Origin of the sequence: Halalkalibaculum sp. DA384, assembly GCF_043951955.1 — a bacterium.
GTDB lineage: Bacteria > Bacteroidota > Rhodothermia > Balneolales > Balneolaceae > JAMQKA01.
In genome coordinates this window covers 18,739-39,425 of record NZ_JBINJE010000035.1, presented here as the reverse complement: position 1 = coordinate 39,425, position 20,687 = coordinate 18,739, and the positions used below count along the sequence as shown (strand labels likewise).

12 protein-coding genes are annotated in these 20,687 nt (G+C 45.3%); all 12 read left to right on the top strand.

From position 1 onward, the window contains the following. Positions 1–82: 82 nt before the first annotated feature. The 12 genes from ACG2E4_RS15610 to ACG2E4_RS15555 all read left to right on the top strand — a co-directional run bounded on the left by ACG2E4_RS15610 (position 83) and on the right by ACG2E4_RS15555 (position 20,682). Positions 83–913: an SIR2 family protein gene (locus tag ACG2E4_RS15610; RefSeq protein WP_395277145.1), complete on the top strand. Its 831-nt coding sequence runs from the start codon at positions 83–85 to the stop codon at positions 911–913. A gap of 2 nt (positions 914–915) precedes the next feature. After that, the gene (locus ACG2E4_RS15605; protein WP_395260998.1) at positions 916–2,667 is read left to right on the top strand and encodes an ATP-binding protein; all 1,752 of its coding nucleotides are present in this window, start codon (positions 916–918) and stop codon (positions 2,665–2,667) included. A 3-nt stretch (positions 2,668–2,670) separates the two neighbouring features. Then, a complete protein-coding gene (locus ACG2E4_RS15600; protein ID WP_395260996.1) occupies positions 2,671–2,814 on the top strand; it encodes a hypothetical protein in 144 nt (47 codons plus the stop codon). 74 nt (positions 2,815–2,888) lie between these two features. After that, positions 2,889–3,506, top strand: a complete 618-nt coding sequence (locus ACG2E4_RS15595; protein ID WP_395277144.1) for a transposase — start codon at positions 2,889–2,891, stop codon at positions 3,504–3,506. A gap of 70 nt (positions 3,507–3,576) precedes the next feature. Next, positions 3,577–6,768, top strand: coding sequence for a type I restriction endonuclease subunit R (locus ACG2E4_RS15590; protein WP_395277143.1), 3,192 nt, complete (start codon positions 3,577–3,579; stop codon positions 6,766–6,768). Between the two features lie 703 nt (positions 6,769–7,471). After that, positions 7,472–8,212, top strand: coding sequence for a hypothetical protein (locus tag ACG2E4_RS15585; protein ID WP_395277142.1), 741 nt, complete (start codon positions 7,472–7,474; stop codon positions 8,210–8,212). Positions 8,213–8,887: 675 nt separating this feature from the next. Continuing rightward, positions 8,888–11,065 carry a PAS domain S-box protein gene (locus ACG2E4_RS15580; protein ID WP_395277141.1) on the top strand — a complete coding sequence of 726 codons (2,178 nt, stop codon included), beginning with the start codon at positions 8,888–8,890 and terminating at the stop codon, positions 11,063–11,065. Between the two features lie 1,419 nt (positions 11,066–12,484). Beyond that, positions 12,485–13,099, top strand: a complete 615-nt coding sequence (locus ACG2E4_RS15575; RefSeq protein ID WP_395262132.1) for an RNA polymerase sigma-70 factor — start codon at positions 12,485–12,487, stop codon at positions 13,097–13,099. A gap of 128 nt (positions 13,100–13,227) precedes the next feature. Next, complete coding sequence (locus ACG2E4_RS15570) at positions 13,228–14,283, top strand: FecR family protein (RefSeq protein WP_395262133.1); 1,056 nt, start codon at positions 13,228–13,230, stop codon at positions 14,281–14,283. After that, a complete protein-coding gene (locus ACG2E4_RS15565; protein ID WP_395262134.1) occupies positions 14,252–17,800 on the top strand; it encodes a TonB-dependent receptor in 3,549 nt (1,182 codons plus the stop codon). The genes ACG2E4_RS15570 and ACG2E4_RS15565 overlap by 32 nt, the downstream gene beginning before the upstream one ends. Before the next feature lie 39 nt (positions 17,801–17,839). After that, positions 17,840–19,333, top strand: coding sequence for a RagB/SusD family nutrient uptake outer membrane protein (locus ACG2E4_RS15560; RefSeq protein WP_395277140.1), 1,494 nt, complete (start codon positions 17,840–17,842; stop codon positions 19,331–19,333). Then, on the top strand, positions 19,333–20,682 hold the full coding sequence (locus tag ACG2E4_RS15555) for a sulfatase-like hydrolase/transferase (protein WP_395277139.1): 1,350 nt from the start codon (positions 19,333–19,335) through the stop codon (positions 20,680–20,682). The genes ACG2E4_RS15560 and ACG2E4_RS15555 overlap by 1 nt, the downstream gene beginning before the upstream one ends. Positions 20,683–20,687 lie beyond the last annotated feature (5 nt).

Genomic DNA, 20,687 nt, shown 5'->3' with positions numbered 1-20,687 from the left:
TTTTTGCAGGTTATTTAATTCTTCTTGTGTCATAATTGTCTAAGTTAGTGAGATTTGAATTACTAAACTTAGACAGAGTTAGATTTACACTCTCGAAGAAAACTTAAAAGTTGAAGGATTTTTAACTGAAGCAAAAAAAATAATATTAAATGAGTGCTCTTCTTTTCTAAATAACGATAATCTTGAAGGACATAGAACTTTTCTGCACCGTTTATCGAAAAGGAGAGTTAGAGATCCAAGACTTAAAATATTTACAACCAATTATGATTTATGTTTCGAAAGAGCAGCATCACTACAGGGATTAATAATATTAGATGGTTTCTCTTTCGTTAATCCAAGAAGATATGATCCAAACTATTTTAATTGTGATATCGTAAGAAGAACAAATAGTCATGATAAAACCACTAATTTTCTTGAAGGGGTTTTTCAATTATTTAAACTGCATGGATCTGTAAATTGGGAAAGGAATGGGAGTGAGATTATCGAAATTGATGAACCTAATCCGAAAAAGGCCTGCATAATTTATCCAGCACATGGAAAATATCAGCAATCATATATTCAACCGCATCTAGAGCTTTTCTCAAGGTATTTAAGTTCACTACGAGAACCGAATACTTGTTTGATCATTTCAGGGTTTGGATTTAATGATGACCACTTGGCAGAACCTGTAATTTCGGCAATCGATACCAATCCACACTTAAAGGTTGTAATCGCTGATCAATTTGCAGAGAAACAATTGGAAGCTGATAAACCATCAAAATATTGGGAAAAATTGAAAGAGAAGGCATTAGCTGGTGAGGATATTTGGTTTATCAATGCCTCATTTCAAAAGTTTGCACAATTGATTCCGAATTTAAAAGCCCTTACATCTGCACAACAACTTGAGCGTACCATTAAAGACATAAGTTCGTAGCCATGGATTTTTCAAAGGAGTTGAACAAGCTTGAATCAAAAGGAATACTTAGATCTGAACTATATTTAGGGAGCATTTCTTCAGTTTCTGCTACAGAAGTGCGTGTCAATTTATATGATGCCGGTAAGCCAAGTGGATCATTTTTTGAAGGCAGCAGGTATGGCAAAGGTGAAGTTGGAGAATTCTTATTAATTGAGGGACAACAAAATTTGCTTCTTGGTCGAATGATCGAGGTAAGATTACCTGAAAGAGAGCGTAGAAACATTGATAAAACACTTACTGGATCACCTGATTTAGATGCTATTGGAATTATCCAATTGTTAGGAACAGTGACTACTGATAAAATGCGAATTAGTGCAGGACTCGAAACCTATCCTCGGTTAGGTGACAAGGTATACTCAGCCCCTCATACCTTTATTTCATTAATTCCAAGTTTGATGGAGGACCAATTAAAGAGTGAAAATGATGTGAGACTTAAAATTGGTGCTATCGAAGCGAATACACAATCTAATGTGTCAATAACCCCCGAAAAGTTATTTGGAAGACATTGTGCAATACTTGGAGCAACAGGAGGTGGAAAGAGTTGGACAACTGCTCACATTATTGAAGAGTGTCTCAAGTTTGATAGTAAAATCATATTACTAGATGCTACAGGTGAATATAGAGACTTTAGTCACGATTCAATTAGGCATTTGTATTTGGGGGAACCCGTGAACAAAGCTGATAATGCAATAAAATGTTCTTTACCTCCAAGTAATTTCGCAGAATCTGATTTTATAGCGATGTTCCGACCCTCATCGGGTATTCAAATGCCAAAATTAAGGGAGGCTATAATAAGCCTAAGAATTGTACATGAAGATCCATCTCTTGCTGATGCCAATGGTTATTTTGTTAAAACAGGAAGAACATATGAAGAGTATAACGAAATTTTGTCTAGGTCGGATATTTCTAAAGTTGCATATAACCCAAACGCCAAGTTCGATGTTAATAAGTTAATAGGCCAAATTGAAAACGAATGTGTGTGGGAAAATGATGAATCATATGGAAGGAAAAACCAACAACACTGGGGTTATTGTTCAACTCTTGTAAGTCGGATTGGAAACATATTAAATAGCAATGAATTTGATTTCATCTTTAGCACGGATAATCTTCCATCATTAAATAAAAAAATTGATCATTTCTTAAATGATCAAAATGGTCAGAGTAATCAAAAACTATTGAGGATTAGTCTATCAGGTGTTTCTGAGGAGTATCAAGCAAAAGAAATTGTTGCTAATGTTATAGGAAGAAAATTATTGACGGAGGCAAGAAAAAAATGCTTTGTTGAAAAACCCCTAGTAGTTTTTGTTGACGAAGCCCACAATTTTCTAGGGGGTACGCTTGGAAGAGATGAAAATTCTGCTGATTTAGATTCTTTTGAACTTATTGCAAAAGAAGGGCGAAAGTACGGACTTAATATTTGTCTCGTGACTCAAAGACCACGCGATATTACCAAAGCAGTATTGAGTCAAATGGGAACATTAATAGTTCATAGACTCACTAATGATCAGGATAGGTATATAGTTGAAAAAGCTAGTGGAGAAATTGATAAATCAGCATCATCCTTTTTGCCAAATCTAAAGCCTGGTGAAGCAGCAATTATTGGAATTGATTTTCCAATTCCTTTGAGTATGCAGATAATTCCTCCAAATACTCGACCATTATCTGAGGGCCCAAACTTCCAGAAATTTTGGAACAGAATTACTAACACTTGAGTAATGTCCAAATCCTCCGAAGACAAAGCGGTAGAACAGCCGGTGATTGAGCTTTTCGAAGAACTGGGATGGGAGACGATCAACGCCTACGACGAGGTGCTGGCCTCCGTTGATAAGCCACGGAATACTGGCCAAGTACGGACGTAGCATGCTACGTCCCCACACGCAAAAGAATGTGATAGGTTCAGCAATCTTGTGATGGTTTACAATTTTAAGATTAGATGCCAAAGAGAAACCTGCCATACCGAAAATCAATTAGATTAAAAGGATGGGATTACCGGAATCCCGGGCTGTATTTTGTGACCATCTGCACCAAGGATCGGCAGCATCATTTCGGGGAGATCCGGGATGGTATCATGGGCCTGTCGGTGCCGGGGTGCCTGGCCTGGCATTATTGGCGGCAGATTCCGAGCCATCAATCCAATGTGGTATTGGATGAATTTGTGGTAATGCCCAATCATCTGCATGGCATTGTGGGGATTGAATTCCAGGAAGCAGATTCGAAAGATCAGCCTGTGGGGACGTTGCATGCAACGTCCCCACAAGATGAAGATGAAGTTCAGGACGAAATGTCGAGCATCTCTCCCGATGCTGGATCCCTATCCACCATAATCAGATCCTATAAATCAGCCATCACCCGGTGGTGCAACCGAAACGGGCATGAATATTTTGCATGGCAATCCCGATTTTACGATCATATAATCCGCAATGAAAAAGCCCTGCATCGTATCAGGAAGTATATTTTAAATAATCCATTGCGTTGGCAGATAGATCGGGAAAATCCAAACAGCAATGAAATTCACGAGCAGGCCGTGGAATATATGGCTGCTAAAAATTGAAATATTGCCCTTGTACGGCCGTAGCATGCTACGGCCCAACGGATGGGGATTCGAATTCAAATTTTACTGAATGAGCAAATACTCTGAAGACATCCAGGTCGAACAGCCGGCGATTGATCTCTTTGACCAGTTGGGGTGGGAGACGATCAATGCCTATGACGAAGTACTGGCCTCCGGCGACCATCCTGGCACCCTGGGCCGCCAGACGCGGGACGAAGTAGTACTGGAGCCGCGCCTTCTGAGCAAGCTGGAGGAGTTCAATCCCGAGGTCCCCGCCGAGCAGATCAACGAGGCCGTCCGCCGCCTCACCCGCGACCGCTCCTCCACCCACTGGGTCCGCGCCAACAAACAGATCTATGACCTTATCCGGGAAGGCATCAAACTGGAGTACCGCAACCAGCAGGGCGAAACCGTCCGCAAGACCCTGCAGGTCATTGACTGGCAGGAACCAGAAAACAACGATCACCTGCTGGTCTCCCAGCTCTGGGTGCACGGGGAGTACGGGGACAAGCGTCCCGACCTGGTGGCCTACGTCAACGGCCTGCCGGTGGTGCTGTTTGAGCTCAAAAAGACCGGCCGGAGCGTCCGCGACGGGTACGCCTACAACCTGAGCGACTACAAAGATACCATCCCGCAGCTGTTCTGGTACAACCAGGTGATCATCCTCTCCAACGGTACGGAGACCAAGGTGGGTACCATCACCTCTCCGTGGGAGCAGTACGGGGAGTGGAAGAAGATCAGCGACGAGGACGAGCCCGGCATCGTCACCCTGGAGACCGCCATCCGCGGCATCTGTGACAAACAGCGGCTGGCCGACCTGATGGAGCATTTTATCCTGTTTGACGACGTGAAGGCCAACCCCAAGAAGCTGCTGGCCCGCAACCACCAGTACCTGGGCGTCAACAACGCCATCGAGGCGGTCAAGTCTATTGAAGAAAACAAGGGGCGGCTCGGCGTGTTCTGGCACACCCAGGGCAGCGGCAAAAGCTACTCCATGGTGCTGCTAACCCGCAAGATCATGCGGGCGCTGGCCGGCGACTGGAAATTCGTGATTGTCACCGACCGGCTGGACCTGGACGACCAGATCTACAAGAACTTTGCCTCCGTCGGGGCGGTCACCGAGCCCGAGCAGGAGATCCGGGCCGACAGCAAGGAGCAGCTCCAGCAGCTGCTGCGGGAAAACCATCGCTACGTGTTTACCCTCATCCACAAGTTCCACACCCGCGATGACGAAGAGTTCCCGGTCCTCAGCACAGACGACGACATCATCGTGATCACCGACGAGGCCCACCGCACCCAGTACGACAAACTGGCGATGAACATGCGCAAGGCCCTGCCCAACGCCGCCTTCCTGGGCTTCACCGGCACGCCGCTGATCAAGGGGCAGGACGAGAAGACCCGCGAGGTATTCGGCGACTACGTCAGCGTCTATGACTTCAAGCAGTCGATCGAGGACGGGGCCACCGTGCCGCTCTACTACGAGAACCGCATCCCCGAGCTGCAGCTCACCAACGAGCACCTCAACGAAGAGTTGGAGGAGCTGCTCGACGAGGCGATGCTCAACGACAAGCAGGAAGAGAAGCTGGAACGGGAGTTCCGCCAGGAATACCACCTGATTACCCGGCAGGACCGGCTGGAGGCGATCGCCGAAGACCTGGTGCAGCACTTCCTGGATCGCGGCTACATGGGTAAGGGGATGATGATCTGCATCGACCGCTACACGGCCGTCCGGATGTACGACCTTGTGCAGGAGGAGTGGGAACGCGAGCGGCGGCGCGTTAAACGGGAGTTACAACGAACCACCGGCCTGCAGGAGGACCGGCTGCTGGAACGCCTCCACTACCTTAAGGAGACCGACATGGCCGTGGTGATCTCGAAGTCGCAAAACGAGATCCAGGACTTTGAGCAGGAGGGGCTGGATATCCGGCCCCACCGCAAGCGCAAGGAGAACGAGAACTTAGAAGAGAAATTCAAAGATCCGGATGACGAGCTATGCTTGGTCTTTGTCTGTGCCATGTGGATCACCGGCTTCGACTGCCCGAGCCTGTCCACCCTCTACCTGGACAAGCCGATGAAGAACCACACCCTGATGCAGACCATCGCGCGGGCCAACCGGGTGTACGGCGAAAAGAACAACGGCCTGATCGTCGATTACGTGGGCGTATTCCGCAACCTGCAGAAAGCCCTGGCCACCTACGCCACCGGCCACGAGCCGGACGATCCCGAGGCCACCAACCCGGTGAAGGATAAATCAGAACTTGTGAACCAGCTTCGGGAAGCTGTGGAAGAAGCCAAACAGTTTTGCGATCAGCAGGGCGTGGACCTTGAAAGGATCATCAACGCCGAAGGCTTCGAGGCCTCCAAGTACCAGAAAGAGTTTGCCCGTGCCATCGTGGAGTACGAGGAGCTGGGCGACAAGGTCGATGATGCCGTGGATGAAGTCCTCATCAACGACCAGAAAAAGAAGGAGTTCATCAAACATGCCAATGTGGTGGACCGCCTCTACAAAGCGATCCTGCCCGATCCCAAGGCCGAGGAGTTCCTGCCGGTACGGGCAGCCCTGAAGGCGATCAAGGACCGGATCAAGATTATTGGTCCGCAGGAAACCGATGACATCTCAGAGGTCAAAAAGAAAATCACAGACAAGCTGGATGAGTCGATCGTCAGCGAGCCCTACGAAATCTATGATGACGGCAACCTGATTGACATCGGGAAGGTCGATTTTGAGAAACTTAAAGGGCGCTTTGCCAAGAAGAAGCACAAGCGGGTGGAGCTGCAGAAAATGAAGACCGTTGTTGAACAGCGCGTGCAGGAGATGGTGGAGCAGAACCGCACCCGCATGGACTTCAAGGAGCGCTATGAGGAGATGATCGAGAAGTATAATAATTACAACATCTCGGTGGAGGTCCAGCTGGAGGAGCTGTTCAACCTGGTCAAAGACCTGGATGAGGAAGCCGAGCGCCACGCCAAAGAAAATCTTTCCGAGGAGCAACTGGCCGTCTTTGATATCGTCACCCAGCATGAAAAGATTGAGCTCACCAAGAAGGAAAGAGACCAGATCAAGGATGGTATCACCGAGCTGCTGGAGAAGCTCAATCAATCCAAAACGGTCACCGACTGGAAAAAGCAGCAGCGCCGCATCGCCGACGTGAAGGTCACCATCGAAAAAGAGCTGGACAACATCCTGCCTGACAAGTACAACCGCCAGCTATTTTCACAGACCTGTAATGAGGTCTTTGATCATGTGTGGCAGCGGTATTAGGGTCTATTAGAAATACAATGGGTTATAAGGGCTGTAAAACAAGTTGAAAAGGGCAGTTTTAGTACCTGAAATACCGTTTCAGCCATCTATCACAGGTTCATTACATCCTGTTGAACACAGAAGTCAGATATAACACGTAACTATTTACTTCTTCAATACAGTTGTTGTCTTGTCTGTTTTGCGTATTCCACCCACGTACCGGATAAAAATTCAGCAGGAGACAGCGGAAAAGGAAAGTGATCCGGAAACCAAAATCTACAATACAGAGGTTCTCCGAACCAGTACCAGGTGCAGACAGAGTTGCCGTGGAGCTTAGATTACCTTTTATTTTTCAAAGCCCGGTTCTACTGGTATTTCAGATTCCTTCCCTCACATGGTCCGAAAAATATTGCGTTTGATACGCAAATAGCGCAGCCGGCTGCACTTAAAAATAATTTGCTGTTTTCTGGTTATAAGAAATTGTTTTTATTAGCTTTATAGATAATAAGTTTTTCTCGCCGTACTACAATTTATACAATGTTTTAACCAAAGCAGTTCATGGGCAAAAAGGTGGGATTCATATTCGCTGGTACAGTCATTATTTGGGTGGCTTTTTACATACTCTACCCATCACAGCCACTCGATGCTGTTGAAACATTTATCGTCGTTGGTGGTCTTTCAATTCTAACCTGGATTTACAGTTTATTTAAAAAGAGGGATAAACATGAACAACCAGAAGTCGAAAAGTAAAAGAGGCGATCTGCACAGGTTTTTATATATCATCCTGGGAGTGGTACTGATTACCGGTCTGTACGCATGCGGTTCCTATCAAGAGCAGGCTAATATGGGAGAAATTGCAGAAACCGGGCGAGATTTTTTGGTAGATGATGAGGTGGAAGAGTCCTATGGAATGTATTCATACATTCTGTTTTCCCAGCCTCCGAATGAAAATACCTATGATCGCTATAACGCCCTGGTAGACAAGTTTTTAAGTTTTAGTCCCATAGAGGATTTTGAAAAATACTATCCCAGGGATTCCCTGAATGTACTGTATCTCCCGGTTGTGGAGATGCCTGCCTATCCGACAGATTCAGACTCAGTCCTGGCCAAATACAATTATACCCGCTCTAAAGTAATCATCAATACGCTACCCCGAGAATACCGGCACAGAGAAGCTGTTTATTTTGTCTCTTCCTTAAAACCGTTAACGAATTCAACCGGAATCCAGGAGCCCTACCTCATACAAGATCTAACGACCATACCACCAGACCTGATGGGTATTTGGGTGGACGAAGTTCTAAATGAATTTCTGGTTCCCCGTTCATGGACCGAAAATGCCATGCGCAAGATGGCGCTCAACATGCGCACAAATATCGAACGCGCTGCTGAGGGCCTGCCAACGGTTAAAACAGCACTGGTTCAGTTCTTCACCTTCAGGCCAACATTAGCTAACGTACAAGAATAGAGATCTCGCAGTTCTTGCTGTGGGTAAGAGCATTTTTGTAAAGGCAGGGAACCCAATCGATCGTATATTTGGGAGATCCCGGGAATTACGAATGTAGAATCACGAATAACGAATTTTTAACGACGGGATTTTTGTGAGATGGTAGCATGAACGAGTTATAGCATCATGTCCCTACCGGAAGAAGTTCTGTTTGACGAGGGGCGGGGCAACAAAATATACAACTGGTCTTTCCCGGCCTTGAATGGGGCGCGGAAGTCGAAGCAAGATCCAGTAGATACGCAATATGTCGCGTCTCTGCGAGTTGGGGAAAATAGTCTCCTGTTTCACATTAAGACTTCGTTATCCTCCTTCCCTGTTCATTTTTGTACGGTTCAAAAACGAACCTAAAAAAGCCGCCGCCGGGGATCGGTTATTAGGAATTCGTTGTTTGTCAAACAATTAACGGATAATCACTCCCTGTCACGGTCTCCTTCGATAATTTTCTTTTGCTAACGCTTTGGATGGTCACAATACATTGACAACCGGGAAATATGTTGAAATGAATTATACACATGTTTTCATGTTGTTTTTCTTACCTTGATGAGAAATATTGATAGAGGTCTCTGCAAAACCGCTGTTACACCCAGTTTCTGCATTTTCACGTACTGTTTCGGCTATTGTAAGGAGTGAGTATATATGGAGTTGAAAAATTTTGACCAGTTTTTCCATGAGAGTCCCATCCCGATGTGGATCTATGACCCAGCGGATTATTCCATAAAGGAGGTGAACCAGGCGATGATTGACGTGTACGGGTATTCGAGGGAGGAGATGCTGTCCTTCACGTTGTTTGATTTACGTCCCGGGGAAGAGGTGCCAAAGTTGAAGAAATACCTGTCTCAAATAGATAACGAGCAGGTGGGCGATGAGGGGATTTGGAGGCATCAAAAAAAGAGCGGTGAATTTGTCTACGCCCGGGTCATCAGAAATCCGGTGACGCTTGCAGGGGAGGATGGGACCTGCCAGCTGGTCATGTACAAAGATCTCACTGGTGAGATGAACGTCCGGCTGAGTAATGAAATGTTGTTCAGGCACAGCCTGGATGGAATTATGCTCACAAATCCAAATGGGAAAATCCTGCAGGCCAATCCGGCGGCGTGCGAAATTCTGGGGATGTTAGAGCAGGAAATACAAGAGCGGGGCAGAGATGAGATTGTTGTCAAAGATGAAAAATTAGAGAAAGCCTTGAAACAGCGCTCCCAAACGGGAAAATTTTCGGGAGAACTGAATTTTATCCACAAATCAGGCCGAAAAATACCGGTTGAGCTGACCTCATCGGTGTTTAAAAATTATGCCGGTGAAAAACGGACCAGTTTACTCTTTCGGGATGTCAGCGACCGCAAACAACAGGAAAAGGCCCTGCGCCAGGAAAAAGAGTTTACCGACGTCGTGCTGAGTAGCCTGCCCGGGGTCTTTTTTATGCTGGATGAGGCGGGCGTGGTAGTACGATGCAATAATCATTCTACCGAAGTGTTCGGATTACCGATGGAAGAGCTTACCGGACGCCCGGCAGTGGAATTTGTTTATGAGGATGATAAAGAGCAGGTGCCGGTCCAGATACGCAACGTGCTGGATGAAGGATACAGCACATTTGAGTTGACGCTGAACATCGCCGGTGGCAATACGGCGGTGTATCGGTTTAATGCCGAGCGACTTGAGCAAAACAATCAGACGTTTATTATTGGAACCGGCCTGGATATTACAAAGCAGAAAGAGCTTGAAAAGCAGTTAAGTTCTCTGCTGCGGGAGGAGCACGCCGAACGAATGAAAGCGGAAGCCGATCGGGACAAGCTAAAAGAGATGTTTGAAGAAGCACCCTCCCCCAAATGCTTGTTGGAAGGTCCCGAACTGCGCTATGTTATCGCTAATAAAGCCTATCGGCAAGTAGTAGGCCAGGAGGAGATCCTTGGGAAGCGTATTGCCGATGTAGTTCCAGAACTCAGGGAACAGGGCTATGTAGACCTGTTGGAAGAGGTTTATCGAACCGGTGAGCCTTATTTGGGATATGGGGATCCTGTACAGATTGACAAGGAAAGGGAGGGATCAAAGCAACAATACATCTTTAACCTTTTGTTTGCTCCGCTGTTTGATGAAGCTGGAGAGGTCTACGGTATTTTTATTGAAGCGATGGACTTTAGTGAACAGGTCGCCTACCAGCAGCAGCTGAAAGAATCGCTGCAAGAAAAGGAAACGCTTTTGGCCGAGATTCACCATCGTGTGAAGAATAACCTTGCCATTGTCACCAGTATGATGGAACTGCAGGCGATGGATTCCACCGACAGCGAGCTTCAGGATTCACTCAGGGTAGCTCAGCAACGTATTCAAACCATTGCCACCATTCATGAGCTGTTATACGGCTCGGAGAGTCTGTCGCATTTGAACTTTGGAAAAAATATAGAGGAGCTGCTATACAATATTTCGGAAGTCTACGATCCTGAAAAACAGATTGATGTGAATCTGCAGGTTGAGCAGATTCCGATGAATATTAACCAGGCGATACCGTGTGCCCTTATGGTTAACGAGGTATTTACCAATGCCTATAAACATGCGTTTGAGCACCAAAATGAAGGAAAAATAGACGTTCATCTCTATGAAGAAGAGGGGAGTGTAGTGGTCGAGATCACAGATAACGGAGTAGGCATCCCTGATAATGTAATGCAAAAAGAGTTGTCAACCATCGGCCTAACGCTGATAAAGTTACTAAAGGAACAGCTCGAAGGAGAAGTCAGCCTTTCCAAACAAAATGGCACCCAGTTCAGGCTGCAATTTCAGAAGACCGAGGCAAAAGGCACTGGAAGTACATTTACAGGGAGGTAAGGGGAGCCCGTCGTTCCATTTTGCTTCGCACTATTGCGGTCAGGATCACCTCCTTTTTTGGGTTCCTGAGGCTGTCCAAAAAGTCCAATAAGGGGGAACGCCACTTAAATAATTAAGGCGTGGTCAATCTCCCTAAATCCCTCTTCTTCAAGAGGGATTTTATGGTCGCTCATTCCATATATGAAGAGCTGTTTTTTCATCATTGAGTTCCTCTTGGAGAAGCAGGACAGGAGGATTGATCTTCCATTTCTTCCACAAACCTAAATTATTAATGAATGCAACCATCTGTCGAGACTTTTTGGACAGCCTCAGGAAGACTTCAATTGTAGATAATAGCCTTTTTTCTTATTGGGGCTTCCTAATCAGTTTTTTCTTGTTCATTTTTTCATCGATGAGAAAACGAAAAATCCGCTGGAGATGGGAATTATGAATGATGAATTTTGAAGGGGCAGAAACGGAGAACGCGGGGCTTTCCCCCTTGTGGCAGTTATGATTGAAAAGCGGTAAATGATGTTCGAAGGGGATGCAGGGGGGTGTTCAGTGAGGAATGAAAAATGAAGAATTAGAAATGATGAATTTCGAAGGGGAGATCGTTTGAACGTGTCAAGCAATTGTTCCGATACCGGAAGAAGTGCTGTCTGACGAGGGAGCATGAGCTAAAAATTGCTACCCTGCCCTTTCCGGCCTTGAATGGGGCGCGGAGATCCTGCCGGTATACCTTGTCTGATGATCAGCTCGGCTCGAAACCTGCGAGGTTTGTACTCCGGAAGGGACGCATCCTATCAAAGCCATTGCCTTTCCTGGAAGGGAAACCTCGCAGGTTTGGGATCAAGGCCTTGTTCGGAACCCCGGGGGTTTTAGAAAGGGCATTGTTCTCTATCTCTCCACGCCTGCTGCGGCCGGAGCGGGTGCCCCATTCGCCGCCTTGAGTTTTTGGTTCCTTTTGGGTCAAGCCAAAAGGAACACCTCTATTGTGAAGAATAGTCTCTTTTGTCATATTGAGGCTGCTTAATCATCTTTACTTTTGCGTTTTTGGTCACCAAAATATGAACACCTCTTTCCCTGAAGTCGACCTGAGGAGTATTCTTACCAATCGCTGAGCGAATGGTGAACCCCACCTTCCCCAATCCGAAAACTTCGGATTCTGGTTCTCGCCTTAAGAGAGACCTTATATCAATGTTTTTTATATGTTTATCCCGAATTAAGCTTAAATTAAATTTCCTGGTGATTATCCAGGCTAAAAGAAGAAATTCAGTAAATTGGAAAAATATTACAGGGTACAGCAGAAGTCGCCCGTTTTATAAATACAGCGTTTAACCATACAGGGGATGGTTATCGGTTAAATTCTGTTTGATGAGTTATCTAACGCATGGGGATTAGGCAGTACTGGTCTTGAAAATTAGATATGAAGGGATCAATATGAGTGATGAGCAAATGACCGAGGCAGCATTTGTAAAAGGCATTGCAAATGGTAGAGAGTGGGCCTTCAAAAAGGTGTTTTTAGCATATTATGAGCCGCTCTGCAATTTTTGCTGGAGATATACCAAATCAAAGGCGATATCCGAAGATCTGGTCCAGGAAGTCTTTGCCGACTTGTGGCAACTTAGGGAAACCCTGGATTCCAGCCGCTCTTTACGGGTCTATCTTTACCAGGCTGTAAAAAACAAGGCTCTTGACTATTTAGACCACCAAAAAGTTGTTAGAAACCATCAGGAAAATCACAGGCTGCAACACGAGCGGTTTTCAACACAGGAGCAGGTTGCCCAGGAAGACAAAGCCTTTGTAAAGGCCGTTCGGCAAGCGATAAAAAGTCTGCCCACGAGGGCGCAACAGGCGTATATACTGCACAGGGAGGACGGGTTGACTTATAGCGAGATTGCGGATGTGATGGATATATCAGTAAAGACGGTGGAATCTCAGATAAGTCGCGCACTGGATATTCTGAGGGAGCAACTCCGTGATAATGTTCCAAGCCAGGTAAGCGATAACACCATGGCCAAAATTTTTCCGATTCGTTCTACCGGTTCTGAGTAGAGCTGTGTCTTCAATGTTTTAAGTCTTGTCCCGGCATTTCAGCATGTTTTTCAAAAAAAATCAAAAATTTTACAGGGTACAGGCTGCTGAGGTCGTGTTAATAATAGATTCAAAGGAATAATTGAAGCATGATGAATAAAGAGTTACTGCAGAAATATATATCCAACAGATGTTCGGTCAGGGAGGAAGAGCTTGTCAAAGAATGGCTGAACGCTTCCTCTGAAAACAAGAAGATCATGAAAGAAATGGAACAAATTTGGAGGGTTTCGCCCGGCAAAAATATTGATGTCGATTCCGGCAAAGCCTGGGATGCTTTCAGGCGGGAGCATATTCTGGACCGGGAAAGTGCCGTCAGTGACAATGGGGTGCCTGGTACCGGTCAGGTCAACAGGCATTATTTACGGGAGAATCGTGCCGGACGGCGGTCGAGGGTGCTTGCATATGTGGGTACGGTTGCCGCAGTGTTGCTGGTAGCGTTGCTGTTTTATAACAGTGGTCCATTCCCTCCCGAACTCCCTCAGCAAGAATTGGTAAGCCAGGAAATCACTACTGAAAAAGGGCAGCGAACGATGGTGCGGCTTTCCGACGGAACCCGAATTCACCTCAACGCAGAAAGCAAATTGACGGTCCCTCATGATTATATGAAGAATGAGAGGGTGGTCCGGTTACACGGAGAGGCCTTTTTTGAGGTCGTATCCGATCAAAACCGACCCTTTGTGGTGTTTACTGCCAATTCAGTAACACACGTATTGGGAACCAAATTTAATATAACGGCCTACAGCGGGGACGAAGAAGTTCAGGTTGTAGTGGCCGAAGGAAAAGTGGCTCTCGGTTCGGACGACGATTTGCGAGCGCCCGAGGTTCAATTGACAAGAAACCAAAAAGGGATGATTAACAAGAACGGGGAGATTCTTGCCTCAAATATCCCTGATGTGAGCATGTATACCGATTGGAGCAGGGGAATACTCACTTTCCGTGATGCTCCGCTTGGCGAGGTGGAAAAGAAGCTCGAGCGTTGGTACGACGTTGAGGTGCTGTTTGATGAGGGTATTTCAGATGAAAAGCGGCAGTTAACGGGTACATTTAAAGATGTGTCTATGTCAAGCGTACTAAATTCAATCGCATTGTCACTGGAACTTCACTATACGCAGGATGGCAGAACGATCACTTTCAAAGCGAAATAAAATTCAAAAGATAACGGGCAATTTAACACCAAAAAACAACGGGAATGTAGTTATGGGAGCATACATACAGAATACAATCACAAGGTGGATAGGAAGTATTTTTTTACTGGGCATGCTGCTTTGTTTAAGCTCTACTGCAGTTGTTGGCCAGGACAGTAAAATAGCGACACTTGAAAATATTGATGACCTGTACCACAACATGGAGGTCGACCAGAATGTGTTCAATTCAGCGGTATTGAACAAAATTATCTCTGTAGAGTTTGAAAATAAACCACTGCTTGAAGCATTAAGCACCGTTGCTGAAAAAGCGGGGCTCGAGATGGTGTACAACAGCAAGCTGCTGGGCACGAAAGAACAGAAGGTGAATCTGAATGTGAACCAGGGGACCGTTGAAAAAGCACTGTGGAGAACGCTGGAGGGGACGGGATTGCGTTTTGCCATTTCTGCAGGTAAACAGCTTGTCCTAATGAAAATGCATGTCCAGGAAACAGCGAAAGAGCAGGAGGTTTTGTTGGAAATGGTTACCGGAGCGGTAACCGATGCAACTAGTGGAGAACCACTTCCGGGAGTAAATGTGGTGGTGAAGGGGACGACAACAGGTACTTCCACTGATAGTGAAGGAGAATATGAGCTGAATGTGCCGTCCCTGCAGGATACGCTGGTATTCTCCTTTATCGGGTATCAAACGCAGGAGATTCCAATTAATGGAAGGTCCAGTATAGAAGTGGCATTACAAACGCAAGCTGTATCAGGTGATGAACTTGTTGTAGTTGGGTATGGCACGCAGAGAAGATCAGATGTTACCGGCTCAATCTCATCTGTTCAAACCGAAGGTTTGGAATACAAATCTGTTTCTTCTCTTGAAGGTGCACTCCAGGGACAAGCCAGTGGGGTCTTTGTTCGACAGAGTGGTGGTGCACTCGATGGAGATTTTGAGGTTTCAATAAGAGGGGTTGGTTCAGTCACCGGCGACTCAAATCCGTTGTATGTTGTAGATGATGTTCCATTATTTAGTGGTGATTTGTCCACAATAAATCAAAATGATATAGAATCTATTGAGATTCTAAAAGATGCCTCTGCTACTGCTATCTACGGTGCACGAGCTGCGAATGGTGTTGTGCTGATTACAACTAAATCGGGCGTTCCGGGCACCACTAATTTGACATTTCGCTCGAATGTGGGGTTTGAAAAGATTACCAAAACACTCGATCAGTTAAGTACTGAGCAACAGCGACAACTATTTGTTGAAGCCTTTAAAAATTCTGGTTTACCTACTGATGTATTTGATGATCCCAGTTTAGATGTTTGGAAAGTAGACAATGATTGGCAGGAATTAATTACCAGAACTGCATTGCGGCATGAACACAATGTTAGTTTGAGTGGCGGAAATGAATCTACAACTTATTCAGTATCTGGTACTTTTCTTGACAGGGAAGGGGTCTTATTGAATACAGATATAAACAGGTATTCGGTACGTGCTAATTTAAATCATTCTTTTAACGACAGATTGGATATCACTGCAAGAGTGTCAGGTAGTCAGCAGGAACAGAATGTTACTGATGCACAAAGTGGTACCTACTTTGGCGGTAGTGGAACATTGCGTCAGGCCATTTTTACGCATTCCTATGCTCCTTATAAAGATGATGAGGGGAATTTTATTGGACCAGAAAGTGGCCCGCCGTTTTTTGGGAATAATACAAATCCTGTAGCAAGACGTTTGGAAGAGACGCGCACGAGAAACTCAACGCGAATGCTGGCAAACTTTAAAATTGATTTTGATTTGACGGACCATCTCACCTTAACGGGAAGTGGTGGTGGAGATATTGTGAGAGGAGGGAATTATTCATTCCTACCAGTCTTTAGAAGGGGCACTAACCAGCGAACTGAAGGGAGTGTAAACGAGGGAAATGTAAGAGAAATAAATGCTGTAGGTGATGTTACCCTGCGCTATTCCAACACATTTTCTGATAAACACAGCGTTGAAGGATTGATCGGGGGAAGTATTCAGCAGTTTGAGATTCAACAAAATTCGATTAGTGCTTCAGGCACGCAGATTAATCAGTTGGACCAGGTTTCAAATCAATCCACGTTTAATGCAAGTGGATCAGAAGTGAGTTCTGGCTTGATGTCTCAATTCTTTAGAATCAACTATAACTACGATGATCGGTATCTGCTGACAGGAACTGTTCGCAGGGATGGGTCTTCGAAATTTGGTCCTGAGAATCGTTATGGATTTTTCCCATCTGCCTCTGTTGGGTGGAGAATTTCCAATGAGCAATTTATGAGTAACGATTCTGCTATTAATGAACTGATGTTGCGGATAAGTTATGGTCTAACCGGTAACCAAAGCATTGGCGATTTCCAATACTTAACAAGGGTAGGTTCTGCCAATTATGTCTGGGGCGACCAGCAATCCTTGGGAGGTGCTGCCATTAATTTAGGTAATCCCAATTTGCAGTGGGAGGCCAGTGAGCAATTCGATGTGGGGATTGAGCTGGGATTGTATGATGACAGGGTAAATTTCACCCTGGATTTTTATGACAGAAAATCAAGAGACTTACTTATTCAGTCACCAATACCATTAACGGCGGGTGTAAGTCAGAACCCAACTGTAAATCTTGGTTCTGTATTGAACAGGGGTATTGAGTTCTCCACTATTACCAGAAATTTAATAGGGGAATTTTCATGGACTACCAATCTGAACTTTACCTACAATAAAAATGAAGTGCTTGATATTGGTACCAATGCCATTGGGGAACCATTGGAAGTACCCGGACAAGCAGTTCCGCTACCAAATGATATCGTAAATTTAACAAAGGCCGGGCAACCTGTCGGGGCCTTCTACATGTGGGAATTTGATGGTATCTGGCAATTAGGGGAAGAAGAGGAAGCAGATGCATTTGCGGATGCAGTCCCTGGAGATGTAAAATATGTTGACCACAACGGCAATGGTCGGCTTGATAACGGCGACAGAATTTTTGCCGGTTCACCTCAGCCCAAATATTTTGGTGGTATGACAAACACCTTTCAGTATCAAGGACTAAGTTTGTCTGCTTCTTTAAGTTATGCCGGAGGCCACAAATTATTTAATGGTACAAGGAATTTGTTTGCACGTAGTGTACCTTTTGTACAGAACCTGGCAGAAGTTGCCGATTTCTGGACGCCCGAAAATCCCAGTAATAAAATTCCACGTCCGGCTCAGGGTGGAGATGCTGCCAGAACCCAGGACTTGGCAACAGCCGTTTCAACTCGTTTTCTTGAAGATGCTTCGTATATAAGGTTAAGTGATGTAACCCTTTCTTTCGACTTTCCTGAGAGGACCATGAATGCACTGAATCTTGGCTCATCAACACGGGCACGGATCATTGTAACCGGGCGGAATTTAGTTACAATAACAGAGTATTCTGGATATGATCCTGAAGCTAACACATACGACAGCTTAATCTCTGCCGGGCAGGATATGACGCCGTTTCCACTGTCCAGAATTTACACCCTGGGTGTTGAACTGAGTTTCTAAATTATCTAGCACTATTTTACAATTTCAAATATTATGACAATGAAAAATCAAATATTTAATGCTATTCTTGTTGCGTGCTTGATTGTAATGAGTACCGGATGTGGGGATGAAGTACTCACTCCAGAATTAAAGGGGCAACTTTCGCAGGATAACCTCTTCACCAATGAACAAGGATTCTTACTAGCGCTTAATGGAGCCTATGAACCGTTAAATTCAATTTATGATTTGGGGGGATTAGTACAACCTCTGGCAAAAGCAAGTGATGACGGGTGGACATGGAGGAGAGAGACAGAGGAACAATTGTATTCCTATACTCCAACTAAATCGGAGGCTACCAGCTGGTGGGACAATCATTATACTGGAATTAGCAGGTGTAATAAGATATTGTCTGAACTTGGTTCCACCGAGGTGATCACAGGAGAAACCGAAAATCTGATTGAAGGGCAGGTAAAATTCTTGCGGGCTCTCTATTACTTTAACCTGGTCAGATTATATGGTGGGGTTCCGTTAATTGTAGATGATGTTGTTCTGCGAGAAGATGCTGAGCAACCCAGAGCTTCAATAGAGGATGTCTATGACAGAATTAAAACGGACCTTTCAGAGGCTATCAATCTCCTGCCTGAATCCTACAGTGGCTCTGACTCGTTTGAAGCTGGTATGGCAACTCTTGGGGCTGCCAAGACGCTTATGGCCTCTATTCATTTGGAGTTAGGGGAATGGAGCGATGCAGCGTCACTGGCTCAGGAAGTCATAGATTCCGGTGTATACAGTTTACATGACGATTATGAAAATAACTTCTACGGGAATGCTGAAAATGGCTCAGAATCTATATTTGAAGCACAGTTTTCTTCGGCATCCGGTGCATTGGGAGCCAACTGGAACTTTTTGAAACCGGAAGCACTCGGGGGCGGTTCCGGTACTCTTCCAACAGATGTGAATAATGATTTCGGAAACTCAACCACCAGTGATGATGCCCTTGTTCAAGCATTTGAAAACGGTGATGAAAGATTTGACGTAACCCTTGACAGTTACGGACTACCGAATTTCCTTGACCCGAGTAAACCTGACGGTAGTATGTATCATTTCAATAAGTACTATGATGGTGGTGCTTTTCAACCTGGACAAAGTCCATATAATTTTCCGGTATATCGTTATTCTGAAGTGTTGTTAATTGCCGCGGAAGCCCTGAATGAACTGGGCGCTGGTAATACGGACGCAGAAGACTATGTAAACCGGGTTAGAAATCGGGCGGGATTGGATGATCTGGAGTCTTCAGTGAGTGGAGACCAGGATGCCATGCGTACAGCAATACGACAGGAAAGACGAGTTGAATTTGCCTTTGAAAACAAAAGGTATTTTGACCTGAACCGATGGGCTATCCTGGAAGAGCAGATAGCTAAAACCGGAGTCACGATCGAATCAGAAAAATTTATTTCGCACCCGATCACCGGACAGCCCTATCATCTCTATCCGTTACCTTCTACCGAGTTCATTAATAATGCAAACCTGGGTGAACAAAATCCGGGATACTAATGGTCCTGACTTTTATAAGAAAACTGTATCTGCTTATACTTATAATAGCCTTGTGGGGAAGTTGTACCTCATCAGACAACGCAGATCATCGGAGTAACCGGGATCGACCGAATGTCATTATTGTCATGGCTGATGATATGGGCTATGGCGATTTGAAGTCTTTTGGCGGGGACGGTTCAATTGAAACTCCGGTAATCGACAGCTTGACGGCGGGTGGTTTAAAGTTTACGGATTTCCACAGCAATGGAGTCGTATGCAGTCCTACCCGTGCTTCGCTCATGACTGGTTTGTATCCCCAGGAGGCCGGGGTTGAGGGAGTGGTAACCGCTGCGAATCACCGGGACACCGGTATGAGTCCCGATAAATATACCCTTGCCGAACTTTTTGGTGAGGCCGGTTACACATCGGGTATTTTTGGAAAGTGGCACTTGGGATATCAGCCCGAATTCGGACCCATTGTTCAGGGATTTGATTATTTCAGAGGATTTGTCAGTGGAAATGTGGACTATAGGAGTCATATTGATCAGGAAGGATATCCCGATTGGTGGCGGCAAAAAGAACTTGCCCCGGAAGAGGGGTACCTAACCGATTTAATTACGGATCACGGCCTCAGTTTTTTAGAAAAGTACCAAAACGAACGCTTCTTTCTGTACCTGGCTCACGGGGCCCCACATTATCCTTACCAGGGTCCGGATGATCCGGCTGACCGAACAGCACATGGGGAATTTCCCGTTCTTGGAAGCAGACAGGATATCAAAGGGGCTTATGTAGAAATGATAGAATCACTGGATCAGAATATCGGACGTGTAATCTCCTTTTTAAGGGAAAAGGAACTATTGGATCAAACACTTATTCTTTTCTTGTCGGATAATGGGGCAACCGGGAATGTGGGTTCAAATCACCCGTTTAGAGGAACCAAAGGCCAGGTATATGAAGGGGGACACAGGGTTCCGGCAGCCTTGTACTGGCACGGCGTAGTTGAACCGGGCGAATCTGATGACTTGATTTTAACTATGGACATATTGCCGACCCTTGCGGAAATAATTAATATTGATATTGAGAGTAAAACGGATGTAACTGGAAGGAGTTTTGCCCCACTGGTAAATGGAAGTGAAGGTGAGTACGAATGGAATGAACGCACTGTCTTCTGGCGATTTCGCGAGGGTAAAGCCGCGAGAAAAGGTGACTGGAAAATTGTAATTAATGAAGACAGTGAAGAGCTTTACAACCTTTCAAAAGGTATTGATGAGTCAAAAAATGTAAGGGAAAATAACCAGGAAATATTCAGTCAATTAAAAGATGAGTTAGAATCTTGGGAAAGAAGCTTGGATGATGAAATTATTTATTAAACAAT